At 71.4% G+C, this 22,727-nt stretch carries 16 protein-coding genes and 1 pseudogene; 13 read left to right on the top strand and 4 right to left on the bottom strand.

Annotated elements, in window-relative coordinates; genetic code table 11:
• The first annotated feature begins 69 nt into the window (after positions 1-69).
• Positions 70-2,070, top strand: coding sequence for an ATP-dependent DNA helicase (locus ABZU99_RS25805; RefSeq protein ID WP_355952780.1), 2,001 nt, complete (start codon positions 70-72; stop codon positions 2,068-2,070).
• Positions 2,071-2,169: 99 nt separating this feature from the next.
• Here ABZU99_RS25805 and lexA read toward each other — a convergent pair whose 3' ends face one another.
• Positions 2,170-2,973: a transcriptional repressor LexA gene (gene lexA, locus ABZU99_RS25800; RefSeq protein ID WP_355952783.1), complete on the bottom strand. Its 804-nt coding sequence runs from the start codon at positions 2,971-2,973 to the stop codon at positions 2,170-2,172.
• Positions 2,974-3,413: 440 nt separating this feature from the next.
• Here lexA and nrdR point away from each other — a divergent pair, with 440 nt between their 5' ends.
• From nrdR to ABZU99_RS25780, 4 genes and pseudogenes are all read left to right on the top strand, one after another.
• Positions 3,414-3,935, top strand: coding sequence for a transcriptional regulator NrdR (gene nrdR, locus ABZU99_RS25795; protein WP_355952786.1), 522 nt, complete (start codon positions 3,414-3,416; stop codon positions 3,933-3,935).
• 115 nt (positions 3,936-4,050) lie between these two features.
• Positions 4,051-6,918, top strand: a complete 2,868-nt coding sequence (locus ABZU99_RS25790) for a vitamin B12-dependent ribonucleotide reductase (protein WP_356228010.1) — start codon at positions 4,051-4,053, stop codon at positions 6,916-6,918.
• Positions 6,919-7,320: 402 nt separating this feature from the next.
• Positions 7,321-8,385: pseudogene (locus ABZU99_RS25785) on the top strand (histidinol-phosphate transaminase); the annotation flags it as partial.
• An 83-nt stretch (positions 8,386-8,468) separates the two neighbouring features.
• Positions 8,469-9,074, top strand: a complete 606-nt coding sequence (locus tag ABZU99_RS25780; RefSeq protein ID WP_355949213.1) for a YdbC family protein — start codon at positions 8,469-8,471, stop codon at positions 9,072-9,074.
• A gap of 39 nt (positions 9,075-9,113) precedes the next feature.
• Here the strand turns inward: ABZU99_RS25780 and ABZU99_RS25775 are convergent, their stop codons facing one another.
• Positions 9,114-9,764, bottom strand: coding sequence for a TetR/AcrR family transcriptional regulator (locus tag ABZU99_RS25775; RefSeq protein ID WP_356048862.1), 651 nt, complete (start codon positions 9,762-9,764; stop codon positions 9,114-9,116).
• A 135-nt stretch (positions 9,765-9,899) separates the two neighbouring features.
• Here ABZU99_RS25775 and abc-f point away from each other — a divergent pair, with 135 nt between their 5' ends.
• The 5 genes from abc-f to ABZU99_RS25750 all read left to right on the top strand — a co-directional run bounded on the left by abc-f (position 9,900) and on the right by ABZU99_RS25750 (position 14,742).
• A complete protein-coding gene (gene abc-f / locus ABZU99_RS25770; RefSeq protein ID WP_355949209.1) occupies positions 9,900-11,546 on the top strand; it encodes a ribosomal protection-like ABC-F family protein in 1,647 nt (548 codons plus the stop codon).
• Positions 11,547-11,555: 9 nt separating this feature from the next.
• Positions 11,556-12,215: a histidine phosphatase family protein gene (locus tag ABZU99_RS25765; RefSeq protein WP_355949206.1), complete on the top strand. Its 660-nt coding sequence runs from the start codon at positions 11,556-11,558 to the stop codon at positions 12,213-12,215.
• An 11-nt stretch (positions 12,216-12,226) separates the two neighbouring features.
• Positions 12,227-13,120, top strand: coding sequence for an ADP-ribosylglycohydrolase family protein (locus tag ABZU99_RS25760; RefSeq protein WP_355949204.1), 894 nt, complete (start codon positions 12,227-12,229; stop codon positions 13,118-13,120).
• A gap of 180 nt (positions 13,121-13,300) precedes the next feature.
• Positions 13,301-14,002, top strand: coding sequence for a ribonuclease HII (locus tag ABZU99_RS25755; protein ID WP_355949202.1), 702 nt, complete (start codon positions 13,301-13,303; stop codon positions 14,000-14,002).
• A 68-nt stretch (positions 14,003-14,070) separates the two neighbouring features.
• Positions 14,071-14,742: a hypothetical protein gene (locus ABZU99_RS25750; protein ID WP_355949200.1), complete on the top strand. Its 672-nt coding sequence runs from the start codon at positions 14,071-14,073 to the stop codon at positions 14,740-14,742.
• A gap of 91 nt (positions 14,743-14,833) precedes the next feature.
• Here ABZU99_RS25750 and ABZU99_RS25745 read toward each other — a convergent pair whose 3' ends face one another.
• Both ABZU99_RS25745 and ABZU99_RS25740 read right to left on the bottom strand, forming a co-directional pair.
• The gene (locus tag ABZU99_RS25745; protein ID WP_355949197.1) at positions 14,834-15,454 is read right to left on the bottom strand and encodes a hypothetical protein; all 621 of its coding nucleotides are present in this window, start codon (positions 15,452-15,454) and stop codon (positions 14,834-14,836) included.
• A 227-nt stretch (positions 15,455-15,681) separates the two neighbouring features.
• Positions 15,682-17,844 (bottom strand): RecQ family ATP-dependent DNA helicase, encoded by a 2,163-nt coding sequence (locus tag ABZU99_RS25740; protein ID WP_356048858.1) that lies wholly within the window; start codon positions 17,842-17,844, stop codon positions 15,682-15,684.
• 111 nt (positions 17,845-17,955) lie between these two features.
• On the opposite strand from ABZU99_RS25740, the gene ABZU99_RS25735 reads away from it, so the two are divergent.
• From ABZU99_RS25735 to ABZU99_RS25725, 3 genes are all read left to right on the top strand, one after another.
• On the top strand, positions 17,956-19,410 hold the full coding sequence (locus ABZU99_RS25735; RefSeq protein WP_356048856.1) for a DUF4192 domain-containing protein: 1,455 nt from the start codon (positions 17,956-17,958) through the stop codon (positions 19,408-19,410).
• Positions 19,411-19,597: 187 nt separating this feature from the next.
• Positions 19,598-20,359 (top strand): NUDIX domain-containing protein, encoded by a 762-nt coding sequence (locus tag ABZU99_RS25730; RefSeq protein ID WP_355949188.1) that lies wholly within the window; start codon positions 19,598-19,600, stop codon positions 20,357-20,359.
• 130 nt (positions 20,360-20,489) lie between these two features.
• A complete protein-coding gene (locus ABZU99_RS25725) occupies positions 20,490-22,562 on the top strand; it encodes an ABC transporter ATP-binding protein (RefSeq protein ID WP_356048854.1) in 2,073 nt (690 codons plus the stop codon).
• Positions 22,563-22,727: the final 165 nt, after the last annotated feature.

The raw sequence follows: 22,727 nt of genomic DNA, 5'->3' as shown, positions 1-22,727 counted from the left end.
GCCGAAGCCGTCCGTCACCGACCAGCCGAGGAGAGTGATGTCGGTGCCGCCCCGTAGGCTGGCAGCCCTATGACTGAATCGTCCTCGCCTCCACTCGCCGACCTGCTGCACGCCGCCGTCACCGCTGTCGGCGGCACCGAGCGTCCTGGCCAGACCGCCATGGCCGAGGCGGTAGCCGAGGCGATCGACGACACCTCCCATCTGCTGGTCCAGGCCGGCACCGGCACCGGAAAGTCCCTCGGCTATCTGGTGCCCGCCCTCGCCCACGGCGAGCGCGTCGTCGTCGCCACGGCGACCCTTGCCCTGCAGCGGCAGCTCGTCGAGCGCGATCTGCCCCGCACGGTGGACGCGCTGCATCCGCTGCTGCGCCGCCGCCCCGAGTTCGCCATGCTCAAGGGCCGTTCCAACTATCTGTGCCTGCACCGGCTGCACGAGGGCGCGCCGCAGGAGGACGCCGACGAATCCGGTCTGTTCGACCCCTTCGAGGCCGCCGCGCCCACCAGCAGGCTCGGCAAGGATCTGCTGCGGCTGCGCGACTGGGCCGATGACACCGAGACGGGCGACCGGGACGATATGACCCCCGGCGTCTCCGACCGGGCCTGGTCCCAGGTGTCCGTGACCTCCCGGGAGTGCCTCGGCGCGTCCAAGTGCGCCTACGGTGCGGAGTGCTTCGCCGAGGCCGCCCGTGAGCGGGCCAAGCTCGCCGAGGTCGTCGTCACCAACCATGCGCTGCTCGCCATCGACGCCATCGAGGGCGCCCCCGTGCTGCCCAGCCATGAGGTGTTGATCGTCGACGAGGCCCATGAGCTGGTCTCCCGCGTCACCGGTGTCGCCAGCGGTGAGCTCACCCCGGGCCAGGTCAACCGGGCCGTGCGCCGGGCCGCGAAGCTGGTCAACGAGAAGGCGGCGGACGGTCTGCAGACCGCCGCGGAGAGCTTCGAGCGGGTCATGGAGCTCGCCCTTCCCGGACGCCTGGAGAAGATCCCCGAGGACCTCGGCTATGCCCTGATGGCGCTGCGCGACGCGGCCCGCACGGTCATCTCGGCGCTCGGTTCCACCCGTGACGCCTCGGTCCAGGACGAGGACGCGGTCCGTAAGCAGGCCCTTGGCTCCGTGGAGAACATCCACCAAGTGGCCGAGCGGATCGTCGAGGGCTCCGAGTACGACGTGGTCTGGTACGAGCGCCACGACCGCTTCGGCGCCTCGCTGCGCGTCGCTCCGCTCTCCGTGTCGGGGCTGCTGCGCGAGAAGCTGTTCGAGGACCGCTCGGTCATTCTCACCTCCGCCACCCTCAAGCTCGGCGGGGACTTCAACGGGGTGGCGGCATCGCTGGGCCTCGCTCCCGAGAGCCCTCAGGACCCCGAGGGCGGTGAGGACACGGCGCCGCGCTGGCAAGGGCTCGACGTCGGCTCCCCCTTCGACTACTCGAAGCAGGGCATTCTCTACGTCGCCAAGCATCTCGCCCAGCCCGGCCGCGAGGGCAGCCGCAGCGACATGCTCGATGAGCTCGCCGAGCTGGTCGAGGCCGCGGGGGGCCGCACGCTCGGGCTGTTCTCGTCCATGCGCGGCGCGCAGGCGGCTGCCGAGGAGCTGCGTGGGCGCCTCGACATGCCCATCCTGCTGCAGGGCGAGGAGACCCTCGGTGAGCTGATCCGCGCCTTCGCGGCCGATGCCAGGACGTGTCTGTTCGGCACGCTCTCGCTCTGGCAGGGCGTCGATGTGCCCGGTCCGAGCTGTCAGTTGGTGGTCATGGACCGGGTGCCCTTCCCACGCCCCGACGATCCGCTGATGAGCGCCCGCCAGAAGGCCGTGGAGGAGGCCGGGGGCAACGGCTTCATGGCCGTCGCCGCGACGCATGCCGCCCTGCTCATGGCGCAGGGCGCGGGCCGGCTCGTCCGGGCCTCGGGTGACCGTGGCGTCGTCGCCGTTCTGGATCCGCGCGTCGAGCGGGCGCGCTACGGCTCATTCCTGCGGAAGTCCATGCCCGACTTCTGGTACACGACCGACCGCAATCAGGTGCGTCGCTCCCTGGCCGCCATTGACGCCGCCGCCAAGGCCGAGGGGGCGTAGCGGAGGCGTCGTCGCGCACAGCAGGGCCCCGGAACCGGCGCAGTGGTCCCGGGGCCCGGTCGATTGGGCACGCCAGGGGCGCACCTCGATCCGTCGCGCTCAGACGCGCCGCAGCACCGCCACCACCTTGCCCAGAATAGTGGCCTCGTCGCCGGGGATCGGCTGGTACGCGGCGTTGTGCGGGAGCAGCCATACATGGCCGTCCTCCCGCTTGAAGCGCTTCACCGTGGCCTCTCCGTCGAGCATCGCGGCGACGATGTCACCGTTCTCGGCGACGGGCTGGCGGCGGACCGTGACCCAGTCGCCGTCGCAGATGGCGGCCTCGATCATGGAGTCGCCGACGACCTTCAGAACGAAGAGCTCACCGTCGCCGACCAGCTGCCGGGGGAGCGGGAAGACATCCTCGACCGACTCCTCGGCGAGGATCGGGCCGCCGGCCGCGATTCGGCCAACCAGCGGAACATAGGACGCGGCGGGCTTGCCGGTGGTGTCCGTCGGCTGGGCGCTGGGCTGGTCGGAGCCGCGGACCTCGTACGCCCGGGGCCGGTGGGGGTCGCGCCGCAGGAAGCCCTTCCGCTCCAGAGCCATCAGCTGGTGGGCGACGGAGGAGGTGCTGGAGAGGCCCACCGCCTGGCCGATCTCCCGCATGGACGGCGGGTAACCACGCCGCTGCACAGAGTCGCGGATGACCTCGATGACGCGGCGCTGCCGGTCGGTCAGCCCTGAGCTGTCCGCCCGGATTCCTGGAGGTCGGCCGGGTAGTGCGCGCGTGGGCTTCTGCCCCTCCGGGTTCGTGTCGGCGTCATTCATCGCGTGGGTCTGGTTCATCGCGTGCGTCTGTTCGAGTCGGCTCTGGGAGCGCTCCTGGGCGGTAACGGTGGTGCTCTCTGCGGTGGTGGTCACGACGGCCCCTCTCGAGATGTTCTCCCTAGTTGGACAACGGTAGTTGCTTTCGAAAGGTTGCGCCAAACACACGTTCGAGTGAAATTTCGCAGATGGGCTGACGTGATCACAGGATTGGGTGTATAGGCCGGTTTCTGTTGCCGACGTCGGGCGGGTCCAGTGTTGCATCCCCACCCCCGCGAATCGGGGACCGGTGGGGTTCGCGTAGGCTCGTGCCTGCTCCCGAGCCGTGACACGCCACCCGGTACGGTTGAGTGCCAGACACCAGATCTAGTGGTTTGATGAATGCAAGCCACCTACAGGTTGTGGTTACTGGTCATTGGTTGCCACGGTTTTCGCCTATGCTTGTGGCCGCTTCGCCGGGCTCTCGCGGCCGGGTCGAGGCTTGTCAGCCATGTCAGCCATGCGCCGTTCTTGAGGGTGAGGGAGGGTACGGAGTCATGCACTGCCCCTTCTGCAGGCACCCCGACAGCCGTGTCGTCGACAGCCGAACCACGGATGATGGCTGCTCCATCCGCAGGCGCCGCCAGTGCCCGGACTGCTCGCGCCGCTTCACGACCGTGGAGACCGCGTCACTCATGGTGATCAAGCGGAGCGGGGTCACCGAGCCCTTCAGCCGCGACAAGGTCATTTCCGGGGTGCGCAAGGCATGCCAGGGCCGTCCGGTCACCGAGGACGCTCTCGCCAAGCTCGGCCAGCAGGTGGAGGAGGCGGTCCGGGCCACCGGCAGCGCCGAGCTGTCCACCCATGACGTGGGGCTCGCCATACTCGGCCCGCTCCAGGAGCTCGACCTCGTCGCCTATCTCCGCTTCGCCTCCGTCTACCGCGCCTTCGACTCGCTGGAGGACTTCGAGGCCGCGGTCGCGGAGCTGCGTAATCGGCGGCGGCCTTCCGCGGGCGACCGCGGATCCGGTGCCGACGGGGCCGCACAGGACCCCGCGTCGGCCATCGCCGCCGACTGACCGGCGGCCCAGACACCTGCCCGGGGCGCAACGCGCGGCCGGGTGAACGACAGACACCGTGCCTCGGGAAGAAACTGGGCACATCAGGGCGTTTTCGCCCGTAATGGGAGGCGGAATGACAGAGACGACGAGCGGCCCGGCACGAGGCTCCCGCTCCAAGGGAAGCAAGGCGAGCAAGGGCCTGCGTATCGAGCGCGTCCACACCACTCCTGGGGTGCATCCGTACGACGAGGTGGTCTGGGAGCGCCGTGACGTCGTCATGACCAACTGGCGCGACGGTTCGGTCAACTTCGAGCAGCGCGGCGTGGAGTTCCCCGACTTCTGGTCGGTGAACGCGGTCAACATCGTCACGAGCAAGTACTTCCGTGGCGCGGTGGGCTCCCCGGACCGCGAGGCGAGCCTGAAGCAGCTCATCGACCGCGTGGTGCGCACCTACCGCAAGGCCGGTGAGGAACACGGCTACTTCGCCTCGCCCGCGGACGCCGAGATCTTCGACCACGAGCTCACCTACGCGCTGCTGCACCAGGTGTTCAGCTTCAACTCGCCCGTGTGGTTCAACGTCGGCACCAAGCAGCCGCAACAGGTCAGCGCCTGCTTCATTCTCTCTGTGGACGACTCCATGGAGTCGATCCTGGACTGGTACAAGGAAGAGGGGATGATCTTCAAGGGCGGCTCCGGCGCCGGCCTGAACCTCTCCCGCATCCGCTCCTCCAAGGAGCTCCTCTCCTCCGGCGGCAACGCCTCCGGTCCTGTCTCCTTCATGCGCGGCGCCGATGCCTCGGCCGGAACGATCAAGTCGGGCGGCGCGACCCGCCGGGCCGCCAAGATGGTCGTCCTCGACGTCGACCACCCGGACGTCGAGGCCTTCATCGAGACCAAGGTCAAGGAGGAGGAGAAGATCCGCGCCCTGCGTGACGCGGGCTTCGACATGGACCTGGGCGGCGACGACATCACGTCCGTCCAGTACCAGAACGCCAACAACTCCGTCCGGGTGAACGACGCGTTCATGCGCGCCGTGGAGTCCGGCTCGGCCTTCGATCTGCGCAGCCGGCTGACCGGCGAGGCCATCGAAGAGGTGGACGCCAAGTCCCTCTTCCGCAAGATGGCCGAGGCGGCCTGGGCCTGTGCCGACCCGGGCATCCAGTACGACGACACCATCAACCACTGGCACACCTCGCCGGAGACGGGCCGGATCACCGCCTCCAACCCGTGCAGCGAGTACATGCACCTGGACAACTCCTCGTGCAACCTGGCCTCGCTGAACCTCATGAAGTTCCTGCAGGACGACGGCGCGGGCAACCAGCGCTTCGACGCGGAGCGCTTCGCCAAGGTCGTCGAGCTGGTCATCACCGCGATGGACATCTCCATCTGCTTCGCGGACTTTCCGACCGAGAAGATCGGCGAGACGACCCGCGCCTTCCGCCAGCTGGGCATCGGCTACGCCAACCTGGGCGCCCTGCTGATGGCCACCGGCCACGCCTACGACAGCGACGGCGGCCGCGCCCTGGCCGGGGCGATCACCTCCCTGATGACGGGCAGGTCGTACAAGCGCTCCGCGGAGCTCGCGGCGGTCGTCGGCCCGTACGAGGGCTACGCCCGTAACGCGGACGCCCACAGGCGCGTCATGAAGCAGCACTCGGACGCCAACGCCATCGCCAAGCGCATGGACGACCTGGACACCCCGGTCTGGGCCGCGGCCACCGAGGCATGGCAGGACGTGCTCCGCCTCGGCGAGAAGAGCGGCTTCCGCAACGCCCAGGCGTCGGTGCTCGCGCCGACCGGCACCATCGGCCTGATGATGGACTGCGACACCACGGGCGTCGAGCCGGACCTGGCCCTGGTCAAGTTCAAGAAGCTGGTCGGCGGCGGCTCCATGCAGATCGTGAACAACACGGTCCCCAAGGCGCTCAAGCGGCTCGGCTACCAGCCGGAGCAGGTCGAGGCGATCGTCGCCCACATCGCCGAGCACGGCAATGTGATCGACGCGCCGGGGCTGAAGCTCGAGCACTACGAGGTCTTCGACTGCGCCATGGGCGAGCGCTCCATCTCGCCGATGGGCCACGTGCGGATGATGGCCGCTGCCCAGCCGTTCCTGTCCGGCGCGATCTCCAAGACGGTCAACATGCCCGAGTCGGCCACCGTCGAGGAGATCGAGGAGATCTACTTCGAGGGCTGGAAGCTCGGCCTCAAGGCGCTGGCGATCTACCGTGACAACTGCAAGGTCGGCCAGCCGCTCTCCGCCAAGAAGAAGGAGAAGAAGGCGGCGGAGCAGGCCGAGCCGGAGGTCGAGAAGGTCGTCGAGTACCGCCCGGTCCGCAAGCGCCTCCCCAAGGGCCGTCCCGGCATCACCACCTCCTTCACGGTGGGCGGCGCCGAGGGCTACATGACCGCCAACTCCTACCCGGACGACGGTCTGGGCGAGGTCTTCCTGAAGATGTCCAAGCAGGGCTCGACCCTCGCGGGCATGATGGACGCCTTCTCGATCGCGGTCTCGGTCGGTCTGCAGTACGGCGTGCCGTTGGAGACATACGTCTCGAAGTTCACCAACATGCGCTTCGAGCCGGCCGGCATGACGGACGACCCGGACGTGCGGATGGCCCAGTCGATCGTCGACTACATCTTCCGTCGGCTGGCGCTGGACTTCCTGCCCTTCGAGACGCGCTCGGCGCTCGGCATCCACTCCGCCGAGGAGCGTCAGCGCCACCTGGAGACGGGCTCGTACGAGGCCGCCGAGGACGAGGTGGACGTCGAGGGCCTGGCCCAGTCGGCGCCGCGCCGTGTGGACGTCCCGAAGAACACCACGTCCCAGCCGCAGGCCGCGGCCCCGGCGCCCAAGGAGGCGCACAGCTCCACGGAGCTGGTCGAGATTCAGCTGGGGCTGAACGCCGACGCACCGCTGTGCTTCTCCTGCGGCACGAAGATGCGCCGCGCGGGCAGCTGCTACCTGTGCGAGGGGTGCGGCTCGACCAGCGGCTGCAGCTGATCGACCGCCCCAGGGGCGATGTCCGATCCGGGGTGCGGGCCTTCGGGCCCGCACCCCGCTTTGGTGGTCGGTGGCATCCGGCGCCCGGCCTTGGGGATGGGCTCACGCGCGTGGCGGACGGGCACGGCCCGCGCGGATCCGGGACGTTCGTCGCGGAGGCAAAACCGGGACTTTAGCGGACCATGCAACCGCTGTCACTCCAGTTCTCACACGACTCATGAAACTCCTCAACCGGCCGACAGGCAGGGGAGTATGCGCCACCCTCAGCACGAGGCCGGCCGCAGCGCGTGCCGGCACGGCCCATGTGACCGAGGAGGTCTTGCCGTGACCGTCGCCGCAATCGGCACCACAGGTAATGCCGCACAGCTTTTCCGGGGCACCAACCACAGTCCGTCGTACTTCATGCTGAACCGGGCGGGGGTCTCGGGCGGCGGGCAGGACATCGTGGATTTCTGCATCCCCTGCAACCCGTATTTCCCGACCCCCGCCATGTTCGATGAGCTCTCCTCGAGGCTGCGGGACATCCTGACCTACTATCCGAGCTCCGCCGACACGATCACAGCGGAACTGGCGGGTCTGCTCGACCTCCAGCCGCAGACCATGGCGATGGGCAACGGATCGACGGAACTCATCACCTGGATCGACCACTTGCTGGTGAAGGACAGTCTGGCCGTGCCGATACCCACCTTCGGCCGGTGGACCGACCAGCCGGAGGAGACCGGCAAGCGAGTGGACATGTTCCGGCTTCCGGAGGCGCAGGGCTTCGCCCTCGATCCCGCGGCGTTCGTGTCCTTCGTACGGCAGCGGGGCTCACGCACGGCCGTCATCTGCAACCCCAACAACCCCGATGGCGGCCTCCTTTCCTATGACGCCGTGTTATCGATCATGGATGCCCTGTGCGACCTCGATCTGGTCGTCATCGACGAGTCCTTTCTGGAATTCACGGACCCCGATATCGGTCGGTGGCCCAGCGTCGTGGAGGAGGCCGTGGTGCGCCCCAATGTCATCGTGCTGCGCAGCCTGGGCAAGAATTTCGGCCTGCACGGGGTGCGCTTCGGCTATCTGGTCGCGAATCCGGCGCTCGCCCGCAAGGTCCGCTCCAGGCTGCCGAAGTGGAACCTCAACTCCTTCGCGGAGATCATCGTTTTCATGCTCAAGGACTACCAGCAGGACTACCGAATGAGCCTGAGGATGCTCGCCCGCGACCGGCAGGTGATGACCTCGCAGCTGTCCTGTCTGCCCGGCATGACCGTCTTCCCCTCCCAGGGCAACTTCGTGTTCGCCAAGCTGCCCGAGGGGGCGAACGGCGCGCAGGTCCGGGACCGCCTGCTGGCCGAACACGGGGTACTGGTGCGTGAGTGCGGCAACAAACTGGGCAGCAGCAGCCGGTTCATGCGGCTGGTGGTCCGGTCGGAGCCGGATGTGCAGCGCTTGCTGACCGGGCTGAGCGCGGTGCTGTACGGCAGTTCCTGGTACGCGCCCCTGCCCGGAGCCTGAGGCGGACCCTCCGGTATGTGATGCGGGCCACCGTGGGGCCGTACGATAGCGCGGTGCTGGTCAAGTGGATACGCTGCACCGTCGTGGACCGTCCGGGTTTCGAGCGGGGGCAGCGGAAGTGGGCGGGGTTGCCCGGCGAACCGGGATTCCGGGGGCAGGGCGGTGGCTGGAGCCGGGGGCGTCCGAACGTGGCGCATGTCTTCGCGTTCTGGGAGAGCCGGGTGTTCTACGACTCCTTCATGGCGCGGTCGCACGACCGGCTGGCGGCCGCCCAGTCGGGCACGTACACAGACATGCAGGTCCGGCTGTTCGAGCACCGCTTCGATGTGAAGGTCGGCTTCGAGCCGCGATTCACGGACACGGACGTGGTGCGGGTCGCGCACTGCCGGGTGCACGCGGACCGGGTGGACCACTTCACTCTGGTGCAGGAGAAGGTGTGGAATCCGGCCATGGCCGGATCGCCCGGGATGCTGCGCGGGGTGTTCGGCGAGGCGCCGGGGAACGAGTTCCTCGTGCTGTCCATGTGGGATTCGGCGGCCGAGCACGGGAAGTACCGCGTGGAGCGGGTGGAACGGCTTGGGCTGCGCTCGCAGATAGAGGCGGATGTTGCCGCGATCGCCGGTGACGTCGTGGGTGTCGAGTCCGCCTGGACGGTGTGAGGGCCTTCATCGCCGCCGCTGCCCCGGTCGCCGGCCTGATCATCCCTGGGCCTGGGCCTGGGCCTGGGCCTGGGCCCGGGAATATGCCCCGGCCCGGACGGCGGCGGCGACGGCTGCCGCCGTCTGGTCGGCGAGCGGTGCGTCGAGGGGCTCACGGGTGATGAACGCCCGGAGGAACAGCGGGGCGGAGACGGCCCGTACGACCGCCGCGGCGTCGGTGCCGGGCGGGGCCTCGCCGCGGTCGACGGCCTGCCGGACGACGGATTCGCAGCGCGTGAACCGCTCCGCGTAGAAGCCGCGCAGCGCTTCCGCCGCGAGCTCCGACTGGAACGCCGCCGCGATGAAGGCTGTCGGTGCGGCCGCGGCCGAGTCGTCTCCGAAGGTCTCGATCACCTCGCGGGCGAGGGCGCGCAGATCGCCGTCGAGGCTGCCGGTGTCGGGGGGCGTCCAGGCGTCCTCGCCCGCGAGCTCGAGTGCGTCCGCCACCAGCCCCTCGACGCTGCCCCAGCGCCGGTAGACCGTCGTCTTGTGGACGCCGGAGTGCTCGGCGACGTACTCGACCGTCAGCCCCGGATAGCCGTGCTCGGCGAGGCCGGACAGCACGGCGTCGCGGACGGCGGCGCGGGTGCGCGCGGTGCGCCCGCCGGGACGGACGGTGCCCGGTGTCCAGGTGGCGCCCTCTGCAGGCAATTGCAACTCCAGTTGTGTTAGCCGGTTACCTGTGTCAGGGTGAGGGTAATGCAACAGTGGTTGTGTTTGGAGGGGTGGTTCGGAATCGGCCTCCATGATCCCGTCCGCCCATCTCTCGTGCTCGGAGGTTCCCCCTTGCCCACTCAGATCTCACTGCGCGGCGTGACGCTGTCCCGGGGTGACCGGCTGCTGCTCGACGACGTGTCCTTCTCGGTGCGGCCCGGTGAGCGAGTGGGCATCGTCGGGGAGAACGGTGCGGGCAAGTCCACGCTGTTACGGATGGTGGCCAGGGCGGAGCCGCCGGACGAGGGCTCCGTGGTGGCCGTGGCCGACGGCGGCCTGGGCCATCTCGGCCAGACGCCTGAGCTGCCCCAGGACCACACGGTCCACGATGCCATCGACGCCGCACTGGCCGAGGTGCGCGCCATGGAGCGCAGGCTGCGCGAGCTGGAAGCGGACCTCGGCGGCTGCGCCCCCGACGCCCTTGCCGAGTACGGCGATCTGCTCACCGCCTTCGAGACGCGCGGTGGTTATGAGGCCGACGCCCGGGTGGACAAGGCCCTGCACGGTCTGGGCCTGGGTGGCCTCGGGCGCCACCGGCGGCTCGGCAGCCTGTCCGGCGGTGAGCAGGCCCGGCTCGGGCTGGCCTGCCTGATCGCCGCGGCGCCCGAGGTGATGCTGCTCGACGAGCCGACGAACCACCTCGACGGCGCGGCGCTCACCTGGCTCGAGGACGCCTTGCGGGCGCATCCGGGCACAGTCCTCGCGGTCTCCCACGACCGGGTGTTCCTGGAGCGGGTGGCGACCGCGATCGTCGAGGTGGACGCCGACCGGCGCACCCTGGTGCGGTACGGCGGGGGGTACGGGGGATTCGTCGCCGAGCAGACCGCCGCCCGCCGCCGGTGGGAGCAGGCGTACGAGCAGTGGTGTGCCGAAACGGCCACGCTGGCCGAGGCCGCCTCGACCGTCACGCGGCGGGTCGCTCCGGGCCGCGGCATGAAGGACGGCAACAAGATGGCCTACGACCGGGACAGGGGCCGGGTGCAGGCCTCGGTTTCCAGCCGGGTGCGTAACGCCCAGGAGCGGCTGCGCAGACTCCGGGAGGATCCGGTGCCCCGCCCGCCGGAGCCGCTGCGGTTCGCGGCGCGGCCCGCGGCGGGCACCGCGAAGGGCGCTCTCGTCGGTCTCCACGGCGTCCGGGTGGGCGACCGGCTGGCGGTGGACGGGCTCACCGTCGAGACGGGGGAGAGACTGCTGATCCAGGGCGCCAATGGCGCGGGGAAGTCCACCCTGCTGCGGGTCATGGCCGGGGTCGAGAGGCCGGACGAAGGCAGCGTGGTGCGCCGGGGCCGGATCGGCTATCTCGCCCAGGAAATTCCGGCCGCCCGCCCGAAGGAGCGGCTGCTGTCGGCCTTCGGCCGTGGACTGCCGGGGACACCGGAGGAGCACACCGCCCTCCTTCTCTCCTACGGCCTGTTCCGGCCGAGCGATCTCCACGTCCCGGTGGGATCGCTCTCCGCCGGCCAGCGCCGTCGGCTCGCCCTCGCCCGGCTGCTGGCGCGCCCCGCGGATCTGCTGCTGCTCGACGAGCCGGCCAACCATCTGGCCCTCGGCCTTGTGGAGCAGCTGGAGGAGGCGCTGGCCCAGTGGACCGGCGCGCTGGTGGTGGTCTCGCACGACCGGCTGCTGCGCAGCAGGTTCACCGGTCGGGTATACGAGATGCACGGCGGTCGGCCCATGGCCGGAGACGGGAGCGAGGCGGGTGCCGCACGCTCGATCTAGGGTGGCGGCATGGCACGACCTCGGCGCATCGTCCTCATACGGCACGGAGAATCGGAGGGGAATGTCGATGACACGGTGTATGAACGAGTGCCCGACCATGCCCTGAGGCTGACCGAGACCGGACGCTGCCAGGCGCAGGAGGCAGGCAAGCGGCTGCGCGCCACCTTCGCCGACGAGCGCATATCGGTGTATGTGTCGCCGTACCGACGCACCCACCAGACCTTGAAGCTGCTCGGCCTGGACCCGTCCCTGACCCGGGTCAGGGAGGAGCCGCGGCTGCGTGAGCAGGACTGGGGCAACTGGCAGGACCGCGATGACGTGCGGAAACAGAAGGCATACCGCGACGCCTACGGCCACTTCTTCTACCGCTTCGCCCAGGGCGAATCCGGCGCGGATGTCTACGACCGGGTGGACGCGTTCCTGGAGAGCCTGTGGCGCAGCTTCCAGGACCCCGCCCATCCGCCGAACGTCCTGCTGGTCACCCATGGGCTGACGATGCGGCTGTTCTGCATGCGCTGGCTCCACTGGAGCGTCGCGGAATTCGAGTCGCTGTCGAACCCCGGCAACGGCGAGACCCGGGCCCTGCTGCTCGGGCCCGACGGCCGCTACCACCTCGACCGGCCGTTTGAGCGCTGGTGCACCCCCGAGCCCTACGGCCTCACCGGTTAGAGTGCGCAGCGATGACCGCTGACCGTTTCCACCGGGCCCTCGGGAGCCTGCACGGACTGGCCGTGGGCGATGCCCTCGGTTCCCAGTTCTTCGTCCCGGCCAACTATCCGTTCCTCAAGCGCCGCGAACTGCCGCCCGGCCCGTGGCAGTGGACCGACGACACCGAAATGGCCTGCTCCGTGCTGGCCGTCCTGGCCGCACACGGCAGGATCGACCAGGACGATCTCGCCCGGTCCTTCGCCGAACACCATGACTTCGACCGGGGCTACGGGCCCACCGTGAACCGGATGCTCCGGTTGGTCCGGGAGGGCGGCGACTGGCGTGATCTGGCCGCCGGCCTGTTCAAGGGGCAGGGATCCTGGGGCAATGGCGCCGCCATGCGGATCGCCCCGCTGGGCGCCTGGTACGCGGGCGACGTCGAGCAGGCCACCCACCAGGCGGAGATCTCGGCGTACACCACGCATCAGCACCGGGAGGCCGTGGCCGGGGCGATGGCGGTGGCCGCCGCCGCGGCGCTGGTGGCCGACCCCGAGGGCCACGGCGGGCCCGAGGGCCTGCTGGACCGGGTCGTGGAGGCCGTGCCGCGCAGCGCCGTCCAGGCGGGGCTGCGCCGCGCCCGGGACATGCTCGACTACGCGGATGCCGGCACCGTCGCCGCGGTACTCGGCTGCGGCCGCCGCACCAGCGCCCATGACACCGTGCCGTTCGCGCTGTGGGCGGCGGCCCGGCACCTGGGCTCCTTCGAGGAGGCGTTCTGGCGGACCGCCCAGGCGGGCGGTGACGTGGACACCACCTGTGCCATCGCCGGGGGAGTGGTCGCGGCCGGGGCCGCGGGTGCGCCACCCCGTGAGTGGCAGGACCGCACCGAGGCGCTTCCGGGGTGGCTTCCGGCATCGGCCGGATGACGGCCGGTTGCCGGGCGGCGGCCGGTCCGCCGCCCGGCGTGAACCGGCCGTCCGTCGCGTCGGGTTGAGCGGAGCGGCCGCCGGATCGGTCCGGGAGGCGCCCGGCGCCACCGGCCCGAGGCCGTGGCAGCTGGTCCGGGTTCCGAACGCCTGAAGGAGCGGCGTAATGTTGTCCTCGTCATGGCCTATGAACCGCCCACCCACAGTGTCGAGCGCTCGCTCCGCGCCACCACAGGAGCAAAGATCGTCGTCGGCGTCGACGAGGTCGGGCGCGGGGCCTGGGCCGGTCCGGTGACGGTCTGCGCGGCGGTCACCGGTCTGCGTCGTCCGCCGACCGGGCTCACCGACTCCAAGCTGCTCAGCCCCAAGAAGCGCACGGCGCTGGCACAAGAGTTGGAGACCTGGGTCACCGCGCACGCCCTGGGTCACTCCTCGCCCGAGGAGATCGACGACCTGGGGATGACGGCCGCCCTCCGGCTCGCCGCGACGCGTGCGCTCGACGCACTCCCGGTCCGTCCGGACGCGGTGATCCTGGACGGCAAGTACGACTACCTCGGCGCTCCCTGGACCGTCCGTACGGTGATCAAGGGCGATCAGTCCTGTGTCTCCGTCGCCGCCGCCTCGGTGCTCGCCAAGGTCCGGCGGGACGCGATGATGGGCGAACTGGGAGCCGCCCACGCGGACTTCTGCTTCGCCGACAACGCCGGATATCCGTCCCCCGTGCACCGCGCCGCCCTGCAGGAGCTGGGGCCCACCCCCTACCACCGGCTGTCCTGGGCCTACCTGGACGGGCTGCCCCGGTGGAAGCACCTCAAGCGGGTCCGCAGCACACCTGAACCGGTCGAGCTGGAGGGCGAAGGCCAACTCGGCTTCGATTTCTGACCAGACCAAGCGGTCGAAACCGCCACCCGCCGATGCGACTCGCACCGGCGTTTGATAGACATCAGCCCATGCCTCTCATCCCCGAGGAGCCTCAGATTCACGAGAGTGTCCCGGGTCCTCGCGCGACACCGGCCGCAGGCCGCACCGCGCCGACCCCTCGTCCTGTCCCTGGTCCCGGCCCCCGGCCCGCCCCGCGGCGGCCCGGAAGCCCCGGTCCCAACCGCGGCCACGCCGGGACCTCGTCGGCTCCGTCACAGCGCACCACGAGCGATGCGACGAAGCCCGCGCCGACCGCGCCGACCGCTCCAGCGGCTTCGGCTGCCAAGGCCACCCCATCCGCCGCCGCGACGGCCGCTCCCCAGATCCAGCTGATTCCCGCCTCGGTGGACGGCGCTCTGGACGCGGCGGACGAGGCGGTCGACCTGCTGCTGGACTCCGGTCGAGCGCCCGGTGAGGTCCTGGTGCTGACCACCGGCGACCAGCACCCGTGGGCGGCTCACGAGTTGTCCTTCGGTGAGGCGTCCTACTGGGCGCAGCACGACGCCGGTGACGACGTCTTCTACGCCGCCGCGGGCGCCGACCGTAGCAAGAGCCGCCCGGTCGTGGTCGTCGCCGTCAACGGCGGAGCGGACGACGCAGTCGCCCGTGCGCTGCCCGAAGCGATGAGCCGAGCCGGGGCGCTGCTGATCGTCTGCGGCGATCCGCAGCGCATCAACTCCCTCATCACCGCGGGCGTCTGATTCCGCACGACCCCGTACGCCCGGTGGCCGGCAGCCCCCGTCCCAGGGGTGGAGGTGTCCGGCGCCCGGACGGCCGGTGGTCGTGCGGCAGTCAAACGGCCGCGGAGTGGCTCAGCGCCTTGTGCGCTCCGGCCCGGGGCTGCGGCAGGGCCTGCGCATCATCGTCGCCCCGGGCGGCGACGTTCAGCGCGGTACGGAGCGAAGCGGCGTTCGGCCGACGGCCGCCCCGCCCCTCGCCGAGGACCTGCCACCCCCCGCGGGTCAGGGTGATGTACGCGCCGCAGCGCAGCCCATGCAGGGTGCAGGCATCGCGCAGACCCCACATCCAGGCACCGTCCTCCTCCGTCCACCGGCTCTCGCCCTCGCGGCAGTAGAGCAGCACGGCGGTGCGGACCGGTGTGCGGCGCCGCAGATCGTGCGGGATGACCCGGCGCAGCTGCGCCAGGAGTGCGTTACGGAATTGCCAGCCGTCGGCGGCGGCAGCGGCGTGCCGGGGGAACGACGCGCTCGCCGTGAGCCGTTCCTCCGGGTCGAGCACCGCCACGACGGCCGTCGAGGGCTTTGGAAGATGGCGGCTGTGCAGCCCGGTGACGACCTCGCGCGGATTGCGCAGCAGCGGGATGCCCGCCGCCGCCCACTCGGCGGGTTCGAGCATCCGGCCCAGCCGGGAAGTGGGATCGGCGGACGGGGGCGGAGCGAAGCCGAAGGTCACGGTCCTCCCTTCGTCTGCGCGCCCACGGTCCGGCGACGGGTCGGGCACGGGCGCAGGCCACGACACGGCCCCAACGGGACCACGGGTGGGCCGGGCGGGGAGCTCCTGACAATTCTTGCGGTCGCGCCCCTGTGCGGCAATGAGCAGTTGGCGCAGCCGACCGGTTTGCGACGGTGCGTCGTCTATATTCCGAAGCGGCCCGCTGTCCGCCCCGGCCCGGCAGCGGTTTATCCCTGCACGGCCAGGACCAGGGGAAACACATCCGCAGCGCCGGCCCGGCGGAGCAATCGGGCGGCGACGGCCAAGGTCCAGCCGGTGTCCGCCATGTCGTCCACCAGCAGCACCGGTCCGCCGGTCTCGGACAGGGCCGCCGCCAGCGTGGGCGGCACGGTGAGCGCACCGTGCAGCGCCCGCAGTCGCCGGGCGCTGTTGGTGCGCGGCACCCGGGTGTCCACCTCGGCGTCGTGGTAGGCGATGGTGCCGAGCAACGGCATCCGGCCGACGGCGGCGATCCGCTCGCCAAGCGTCTCGATCAGCCGCGGCCGGGTGTGGGAGGCAATGGTGACGACGCCCACCGGGCGGGCGGGGGCGTCCGGGGCGCCCGAGGCCCAGCCGCCGGGGCCCTTGGCCCAGTCGGCGAGTACGGTCACCACCGCGTCGGCCACATCGTCGGGCACCGGAGCGTCCGGGCTCTGCGGGGCCAGCAGCGGGCGCAGCCGGTTTCCCCAGCCGATGTCGGAGAGACGGCCCAGCGCCCGGCCGGGAGCGGCCTGCTCTCCCGCCGGGATACGGCCCTTGAGCTCGACACCCACCGCGGGCAGCCCGGTCGGCCACATACGGCGCGGCTCCACTTCGACACCGGGCCGGCCCAGCTCGCCACGCGCCGCGTCCAGCGAGGCGGCGGACACCTCGGCGGTGAACCGGGGCCCCGCGCAGTTGTCACAGCGACCGCAGGGCGCCGCCTTCTCGTCGTCCAGCTGCCGCCGCAGGAACTCCATCCGGCAGTCGGCCGTCGCCGCGTAGTCGCGCATGGCCTGCTGCTCCGCCTCCCGCTGCCGCGCCACCCAGGCATACCGCTCCGCGTCATACGTCCAGGGCTGCCCCGTGGCGGTCCAGCCGCCGCGCACGCGCCGCACCGCGCCGTCCACATCGAGCACCTTGAGCATGGTCTCCAGGCGCGACCGCCGCAGCTCCACCTGCGGCTCGAGCGCGGGCAGTGACACCGGCCGTTCCGCCGCCGCCAGCACATCGAGCGTGCGGCGCACCTGCTCCTCGGGCGGGAAGGCGAGGGAGGCGAAATAGCGCCAGATCGCCTCGTCCTCACGGCCGGGCAGCAGCAGCACCTCGGCGTGCTCCACACCGCGCCCGGCGCGCCCGACCTGCTGGTAGTAGGCGATGGGGGAGGAGGGGGAGCCCAGGTGCACCACGAAGCCGAGGTCCGGCTTGTCGAAACCCATGCCCAGAGCGGAGGTGGCGACCAGGGCCTTGACCCGGTTGGCCAGCAGATCCTCCTCGGCCTGCTGACGGTCCGCGTTCTCGGTCTTGCCGGTGTACGAGGCGACGGTGTGGCCGCGCTGCCGCAAGAAGGCGGTCACCTCCTCGGCTGCGGCGACCGTCAGGGTGTAGATGATTCCGGAGCCCGGCAGCTCATGGAGGTGGTCGGCCAACCAGGCCAGCCGGTGCGCGGCGTCCGGCAGCGGCAGCACGCCCAGGCTCAGGCTCTCCCGGTCCAGCGGGCCACGCAGCACCAGCGCCCGCTCTCCCTCGCCGGTGCCCAGCTGCTCGGCCACATCCGCCGTGACCCGCGCGTTCGCGGTCGCCGTCGTGGCGAGCACGGGCACACCCTGGGGCAGATCGGCGAGCATGGTACGGAGCCTGCGGTAGTCGGGCCGGAAGTCATGGCCCCAGTCGGAGATGCAATGGGCCTCGTCGACGACCAGCAGGCCGGTTGTGGCGGAGAGCCGGGGCAGCACCTGATCACGGAAGTCTGGGTTGTTCAACCGCTCCGGGCTCACCAGCAGCACATCCACCTCGCCCGCGGACACTTCCGTCTGGATGGTGTCCCACTCCTCGGTATTGGCCGAATTGATGGTGCGGGCGTGGATACCGGCCCGCGCCGCGGCCTCGACCTGGTTGCGCATCAGGGCGAGCAGGGGGGAGACGATCACGGTCGGACCGCTGCCCCGCTCGCGCAGCAGCGCGGTGGCGACAAAATACACCGCCGACTTGCCCCAGCCGGTGCGCTGGACCACCAGCGCCCTGCGGCGGCCGGCGACCAGCGCCTCGACAGCCCGCCATTGATCCTCCCGGAGCCGGGCGGAGTCGGTGGTGTCCCCGACGAGGCGGGCCAGGACGGTGTCGGCCGAGGTGCGCAGGTCTTCGTCGCTCATGCCTCCATGCAACCCGATCCCACCGACATCGCGCGAGCGGGCCCGGTGACCTGTGGATAACGTTATCCACAGGGGTGGCGGGGGTCGCCGGAGCTGAGGGACCGTCGAGCCATGACTCGACACAACGAACCGGCCGGCCTGTCCGGCGAAGAGCAGGTCACCCTCCGCAGCCCGGCCGAGCTCGCCGATGCTCTGCCGTATGTTCTGGGCTTTCATCCGGACGACAGCGTCGTGATGATCGCGCTGCACGGCCCCCGCGGCCGGTTCGGCGGCAGGCTGAGGCTTGGCATTCCCGGCGTCCGGGAGGAGTGGCCGGAGGTCTGCGACCAGCTGGCCGAGTGCCTGATCAGCGGTAGTGAACGGCGTGGCGAGCGGCCCGACGGGATCGTGCTTTTCCTGTGTCAGGAGCCTGCGGAGGGCGCATCGGGTCAGGAGGTGATGGAGCGGCTGCGGCCCCTCGCTCAGCGCCTGCGCATCGCGTGCGGCCGGCTTGAGGTGCCGGTCTTCGAGGCGCTGTGCGTCTCCGAGGGCCGGTTCTGGTCGTATGTCTGCCCCGACCGGCGCTGCTGCCCGCCGGAAGGAGTTCCGCTCACCCTGCCCGGCACCTCGGTGATGGCCGCGGCGGCGACCTTCGCGGGTGTTCAGGTGCGTGGTTCGCTGCGCGAGATGGAGGCGAGGCTCGCGCCGCTCGGCGCGCCCCGGGCCGAGGAGCAGGAGCGCGCGCTGGACGCGGCCGGGTGCGAGCTGGTGCCGAGGATTCTGGGCGGTGTGGACAGTGCGGCGGTGCGCGCCCAGACCCTCGTCCTCGTCGGCCGGATGCTGAAGCGCTTCGGGGCCGCGCCGCCGATCGCCGATCCGTGCGCGGCGGACGCCCGCGATGACGATCTCCTCGACGACAAGGAGGCGGCCGCGATGATCATCGGGTTGCAGGACCGGCTGGCGCGGGACCGGGCCGCCGCATGGATGGAGGGGCCGGACGCCGAGACGGCGCAGCGGCTGTGGCGCGCGCTGGCCCGCCGCTGCGTCGGCTCGTACGGGGAGCACGCCGCGGCGCCGCTCACCCTGGCGGGCTGGGTCGCCTGGTCGGCCGGTGACGAGCCCGCGGCACGGGTCGCGCTCGGCCGAGCGCTGCAGGTCGATCCCGACTATCTCTTCGCCAGGCTGCTGCACCAGGCGTGCAACGAGGGGCTCGACCCGGAGCTGCTGCGTGACTGCCTTCGGCAGGAAGGGGTGGACCGCGCGGTGCACGCCGCGCTGCACAAGGGGCCGGAGCCGGGTGCCGATGCCGCCCGGCCGGCCGAGCAGGCCGAGCAGGCCGAGCCGACGGAGCCGACGGAGCCGACGGAGCCCGCGGAAGCGGCGCCGTCAGCGGAGGGGGGAGACGATGGGGAGCGGCAGCGTGAGGAACGGTCGCCGGGAGGTGCGGCAGCCCCGGGTGGCCCGGGCGCGTCGCGCGGCCCGGGCGGACCGACGGGGGCAGGTGTGCCGGGCGGCAGGCGCCGCCCCGAGGGCAAGCAGCGCACGCGGCGCCGGAGCGGGGGACGGGGGACGCGCAGCCGCCGCTGACCCCCGCAGGGCGCCGACTGCCCGGGGACCGGCCGGGGATGGCGGACGGACCGTCAGGGGATGTCGGTGCCCTTCGGAAAGAGGTGCGGGAGTCGTACGGGGAAGCCCCTGGTAGAGCGATGCCACGAACACCGAAGATCATGCTCAAGGGCCTGATTATCGTCAGGAAGACGACTATGATCGCGTTATGCCCTACGACCCGTCGGCCTTTCCGGCGTTCGCCGTCACCGTGGATCTGGTCGTGCTCACCGTACGGCGGCATGCGCTGTGTGCGCTGGCCGTCCGTCGCGGAGAGCCGCCCTTCCAAGGGCGATGGGCGCTGCCGGGCGGGTTCGTACGGGCCGATGAGGACCTGGCCGCCGCCGCTGCCAGGGAACTGGCGGAGGAGACCGGGCTGCTCGCCCATGACCCGGCGCTTCCGGCCCCGCCGAACGCCGCCCATCTCGAACAGCTGGCCACCTACGGCGATCCGAAGCGGGACCCCAGGATGAGGGTGGTGAGCGTCGCGCACCTGGCGCTCGCGCCCGATCTGCCGGCGCCCCGCGCCGGTGGTGACGCGCACAGTGTGCGCTGGGCCCCGGTCGAATCGCTGCTCGACCAGGACGGAGCGTTCGGGCGCGACGCCGAGCTGGCCGCCCCGCTCGCCTTCGATCACGCCCGCATCCTCGCGGACGGAGTCGAGCGCGCCCGCTCCAAGATCGAGTATTCCTCGCTGGCCACCGCCTTCTGCCCCCAGGAGTTCACGGTCGGCGAGCTGCGCCGGGTGTACGAGGCGGTGTGGGGTGTGGCCCTGGACCCGCGCAACTTCCACCGCAAGGTCACCGGCACCCCCGGATTCCTGGTGCCCACCGGGGGTACGACGACCCGTCAGGGCGGCCGTCCCGCCCAGTTGTTCCGGGCCGGGGGTGCCACGGTGCTCAATCCGCCCATGCTGCGTCCCGAGGTGTGACGGTCCATGACACGACGACCCATCAAAGGGGTTATGTGCTGACGAAATAGGACATAGCGGGTTACCGTGCTCCGGTACGTCACCAGTCCCCACGTGCCATCGAGCGGTTCCATGCCCCGCGGGAGAAGCCATGATCCAGGCCACCGGACTGACCAGCACCCCCCGCCGCGACCATCCGCCGGTGATCGATGACCTCACCTTCGAGGCTCCACCGGGTCGTGTCACCGCCCTGCTCGGTGGCCCCGGTGCGGGGAAGACCAGCGCCCTGCGGCTTCTGCTGCAGCTCGACCGGGGGCATGGCTCCGCCTTCTTTCGAGGCCGCCCGCTGCACCGCATCCGGCGTCCGGCGCGAGAGATCGGCGTGCTTCTCGAGGACATCCCCGGCCACCCGGGCCGTACGGTGCGGGGCCATCTGAGGATGCTCGGTGCCGCGGCCGGGGTGCCCGCTGCCCGCGCCGACGTCGTGCTCGACGTGGTCGGCCTCACCGATCTGGCGGACGAGCGGCTCGGTGATCTGGCGACCGGCCCGGAGCGCCGTCTCGGCCTTGCCATCGCACTTCTCGGGGACCCGCACACCCTCATCCTCGATGAGCCCGCACGGGGACTCTCGGTCCGCGAGACCGCCTGGCTCAACGGGCTGCTGCGCGGATTCGCCGATCAGGGCGGCGCCGTCCTCGTCACCTCCGCCGACCCCGAGGGCGTCATCCGTCTCGCCGACCAGGTCCTCACCCTGGAGGAGGGCCGGCTGGTGGCGGAGCAGCCGGTGGACGAGTTCGCCCGCACCCGGCTGCGCCCGCGTGTCGTGGTCCGCTCACCCGTGGCCGGCCGGCTCGCCGCCGTGCTGGAGGAGGAGGCCGGAGCCGCCCGGCAGGCCGCCGAGGCCGAGGCTCGGGCGGTAGCCCGGGCCGAGGCCAAGGCTCAGGCCCGGGCCGAGGCGCAGGCGGCGGCGGAGATGGCGGCCGAGGCCGAGGCCGGGGCCGAGGAGGCCGGTGGCACGAGCGGGAAGACCAGGGTCAAGCTCTGGGGCCCCAGGACCAAGTCCGAAGCCACGTCCGGAATGAAGGACGGAGCCGAGGGCAAGGCCGGGACCGCCACCGGAAAGGGCGGCGGGTCCGGTGCCCCGGCCGAGGCCGGTTCCGGTGCCCCGGCCGAGGCCGGGGAAGCCGAGGAAGCCGGGGAAGCCGAGGAAGCGGACGAGGGCGCGGTGGTCGCGGCCGCCGAGCCGTTCTCGGTGGTGCGGGACGACGAGACCCGTATCTCCGTCTACGGGCTCCCTCCCGCCTTCGTCGGGGAGGCCGCCTACCGTCACGGCATCGTGGTCCACCGGCTGGTCGAGGAGACCGCCGACCTGGGCCCGGCGACCTTGGCCGGCGCCCGCGCCCGCGACCAGCAGGCATCGCTGCCCCGGCTGCTCCCAAGGCTCCGGTTCCCGGGCCCCGCCTGGCCGCTGCGCTACGAGGTGCGCCGCGCCACCGGGGTGCGGACCGGCTGGCTGATCGCCGTCGCGGCCCTCGTCGCCTCGTTCGTCGCCTCCGTACTGCTGGCCCGCGGGGGCGGCGCCGGGGAGCTGCACCGGCTCACCGGCTGGCCGGCCGACCTTCCGCTGCCCCCCGTCGCGATCGCCTCCGGGCTGCTGGGGGCCCTCGCCTTCGGCGAGGAGTTCCGCTATCCCGCGCTCGCCGCCGCCCGGGACGCCGTGCCCCACCGCCTTGGACTGCTCGCCGCCAAACTGGTCGTCTGCGCGGCCGGCGCGATCCTGCTGTCGCTCGTGATCATCGTCCTCGACAGCGCGGCGCTTCTGCTGCTCGTCGGCGGCAACGCGGTGCCTCTGCCGGGCGACTGGCCCGAGCTCGTGGCGAGCGTCGTCGGTCTCAGCGTCGGCTCGTCATGGGCCGGGCTGCTCGCCGCCGGTGTTTTCCGGTCCACCGCGTTCGGACTGGCCACCCTGCTCGCGGTGCCGATCGTGGCGGTGCCCGTCGTCCAGCGCGCGATGGCGGACCCCGCGCTGCGCTCGCTGGTCATGCTGCCGCACCGGATGCGCGCGGCGGTGCTGGACCGTCCGCCGTCCATGCTCGACCGGGCGTTCGCGGTCCTCCTGCGGCTGGCGGGCCAGCCCGTCGGTCAGGCCCTGATGCTGTCGGTGGCGGCCCTGCTGTGTGCGTACGCCCTCACGGGCCTGCGCGGCAGAAGGACGCGTCAGTAGTGCGGGCGGGGGCGCAGCGGGCCGGGCGTGCGCGGCGGGACGGCCGCCCCGCAAAACGGTGCCCTGGGGAACCAGGTCGGGAGCGGTTTCGCAGGCCCATCGCATGAAGTGGTCGCAACTCCTCGGAGGGTGCTGCTTTCTGTCCGATTGAGCGTCAATTATGAG

Origin of the sequence: Streptomyces sp. NPDC005266, from assembly GCF_040607655.1 — a bacterium.
Lineage (GTDB): Bacteria > Actinomycetota > Actinomycetes > Streptomycetales > Streptomycetaceae > Streptomyces.
The sequence above is the reverse complement of the archived record's forward strand: the minus strand, read 5'-3'. Positions and strand labels throughout refer to the sequence as shown.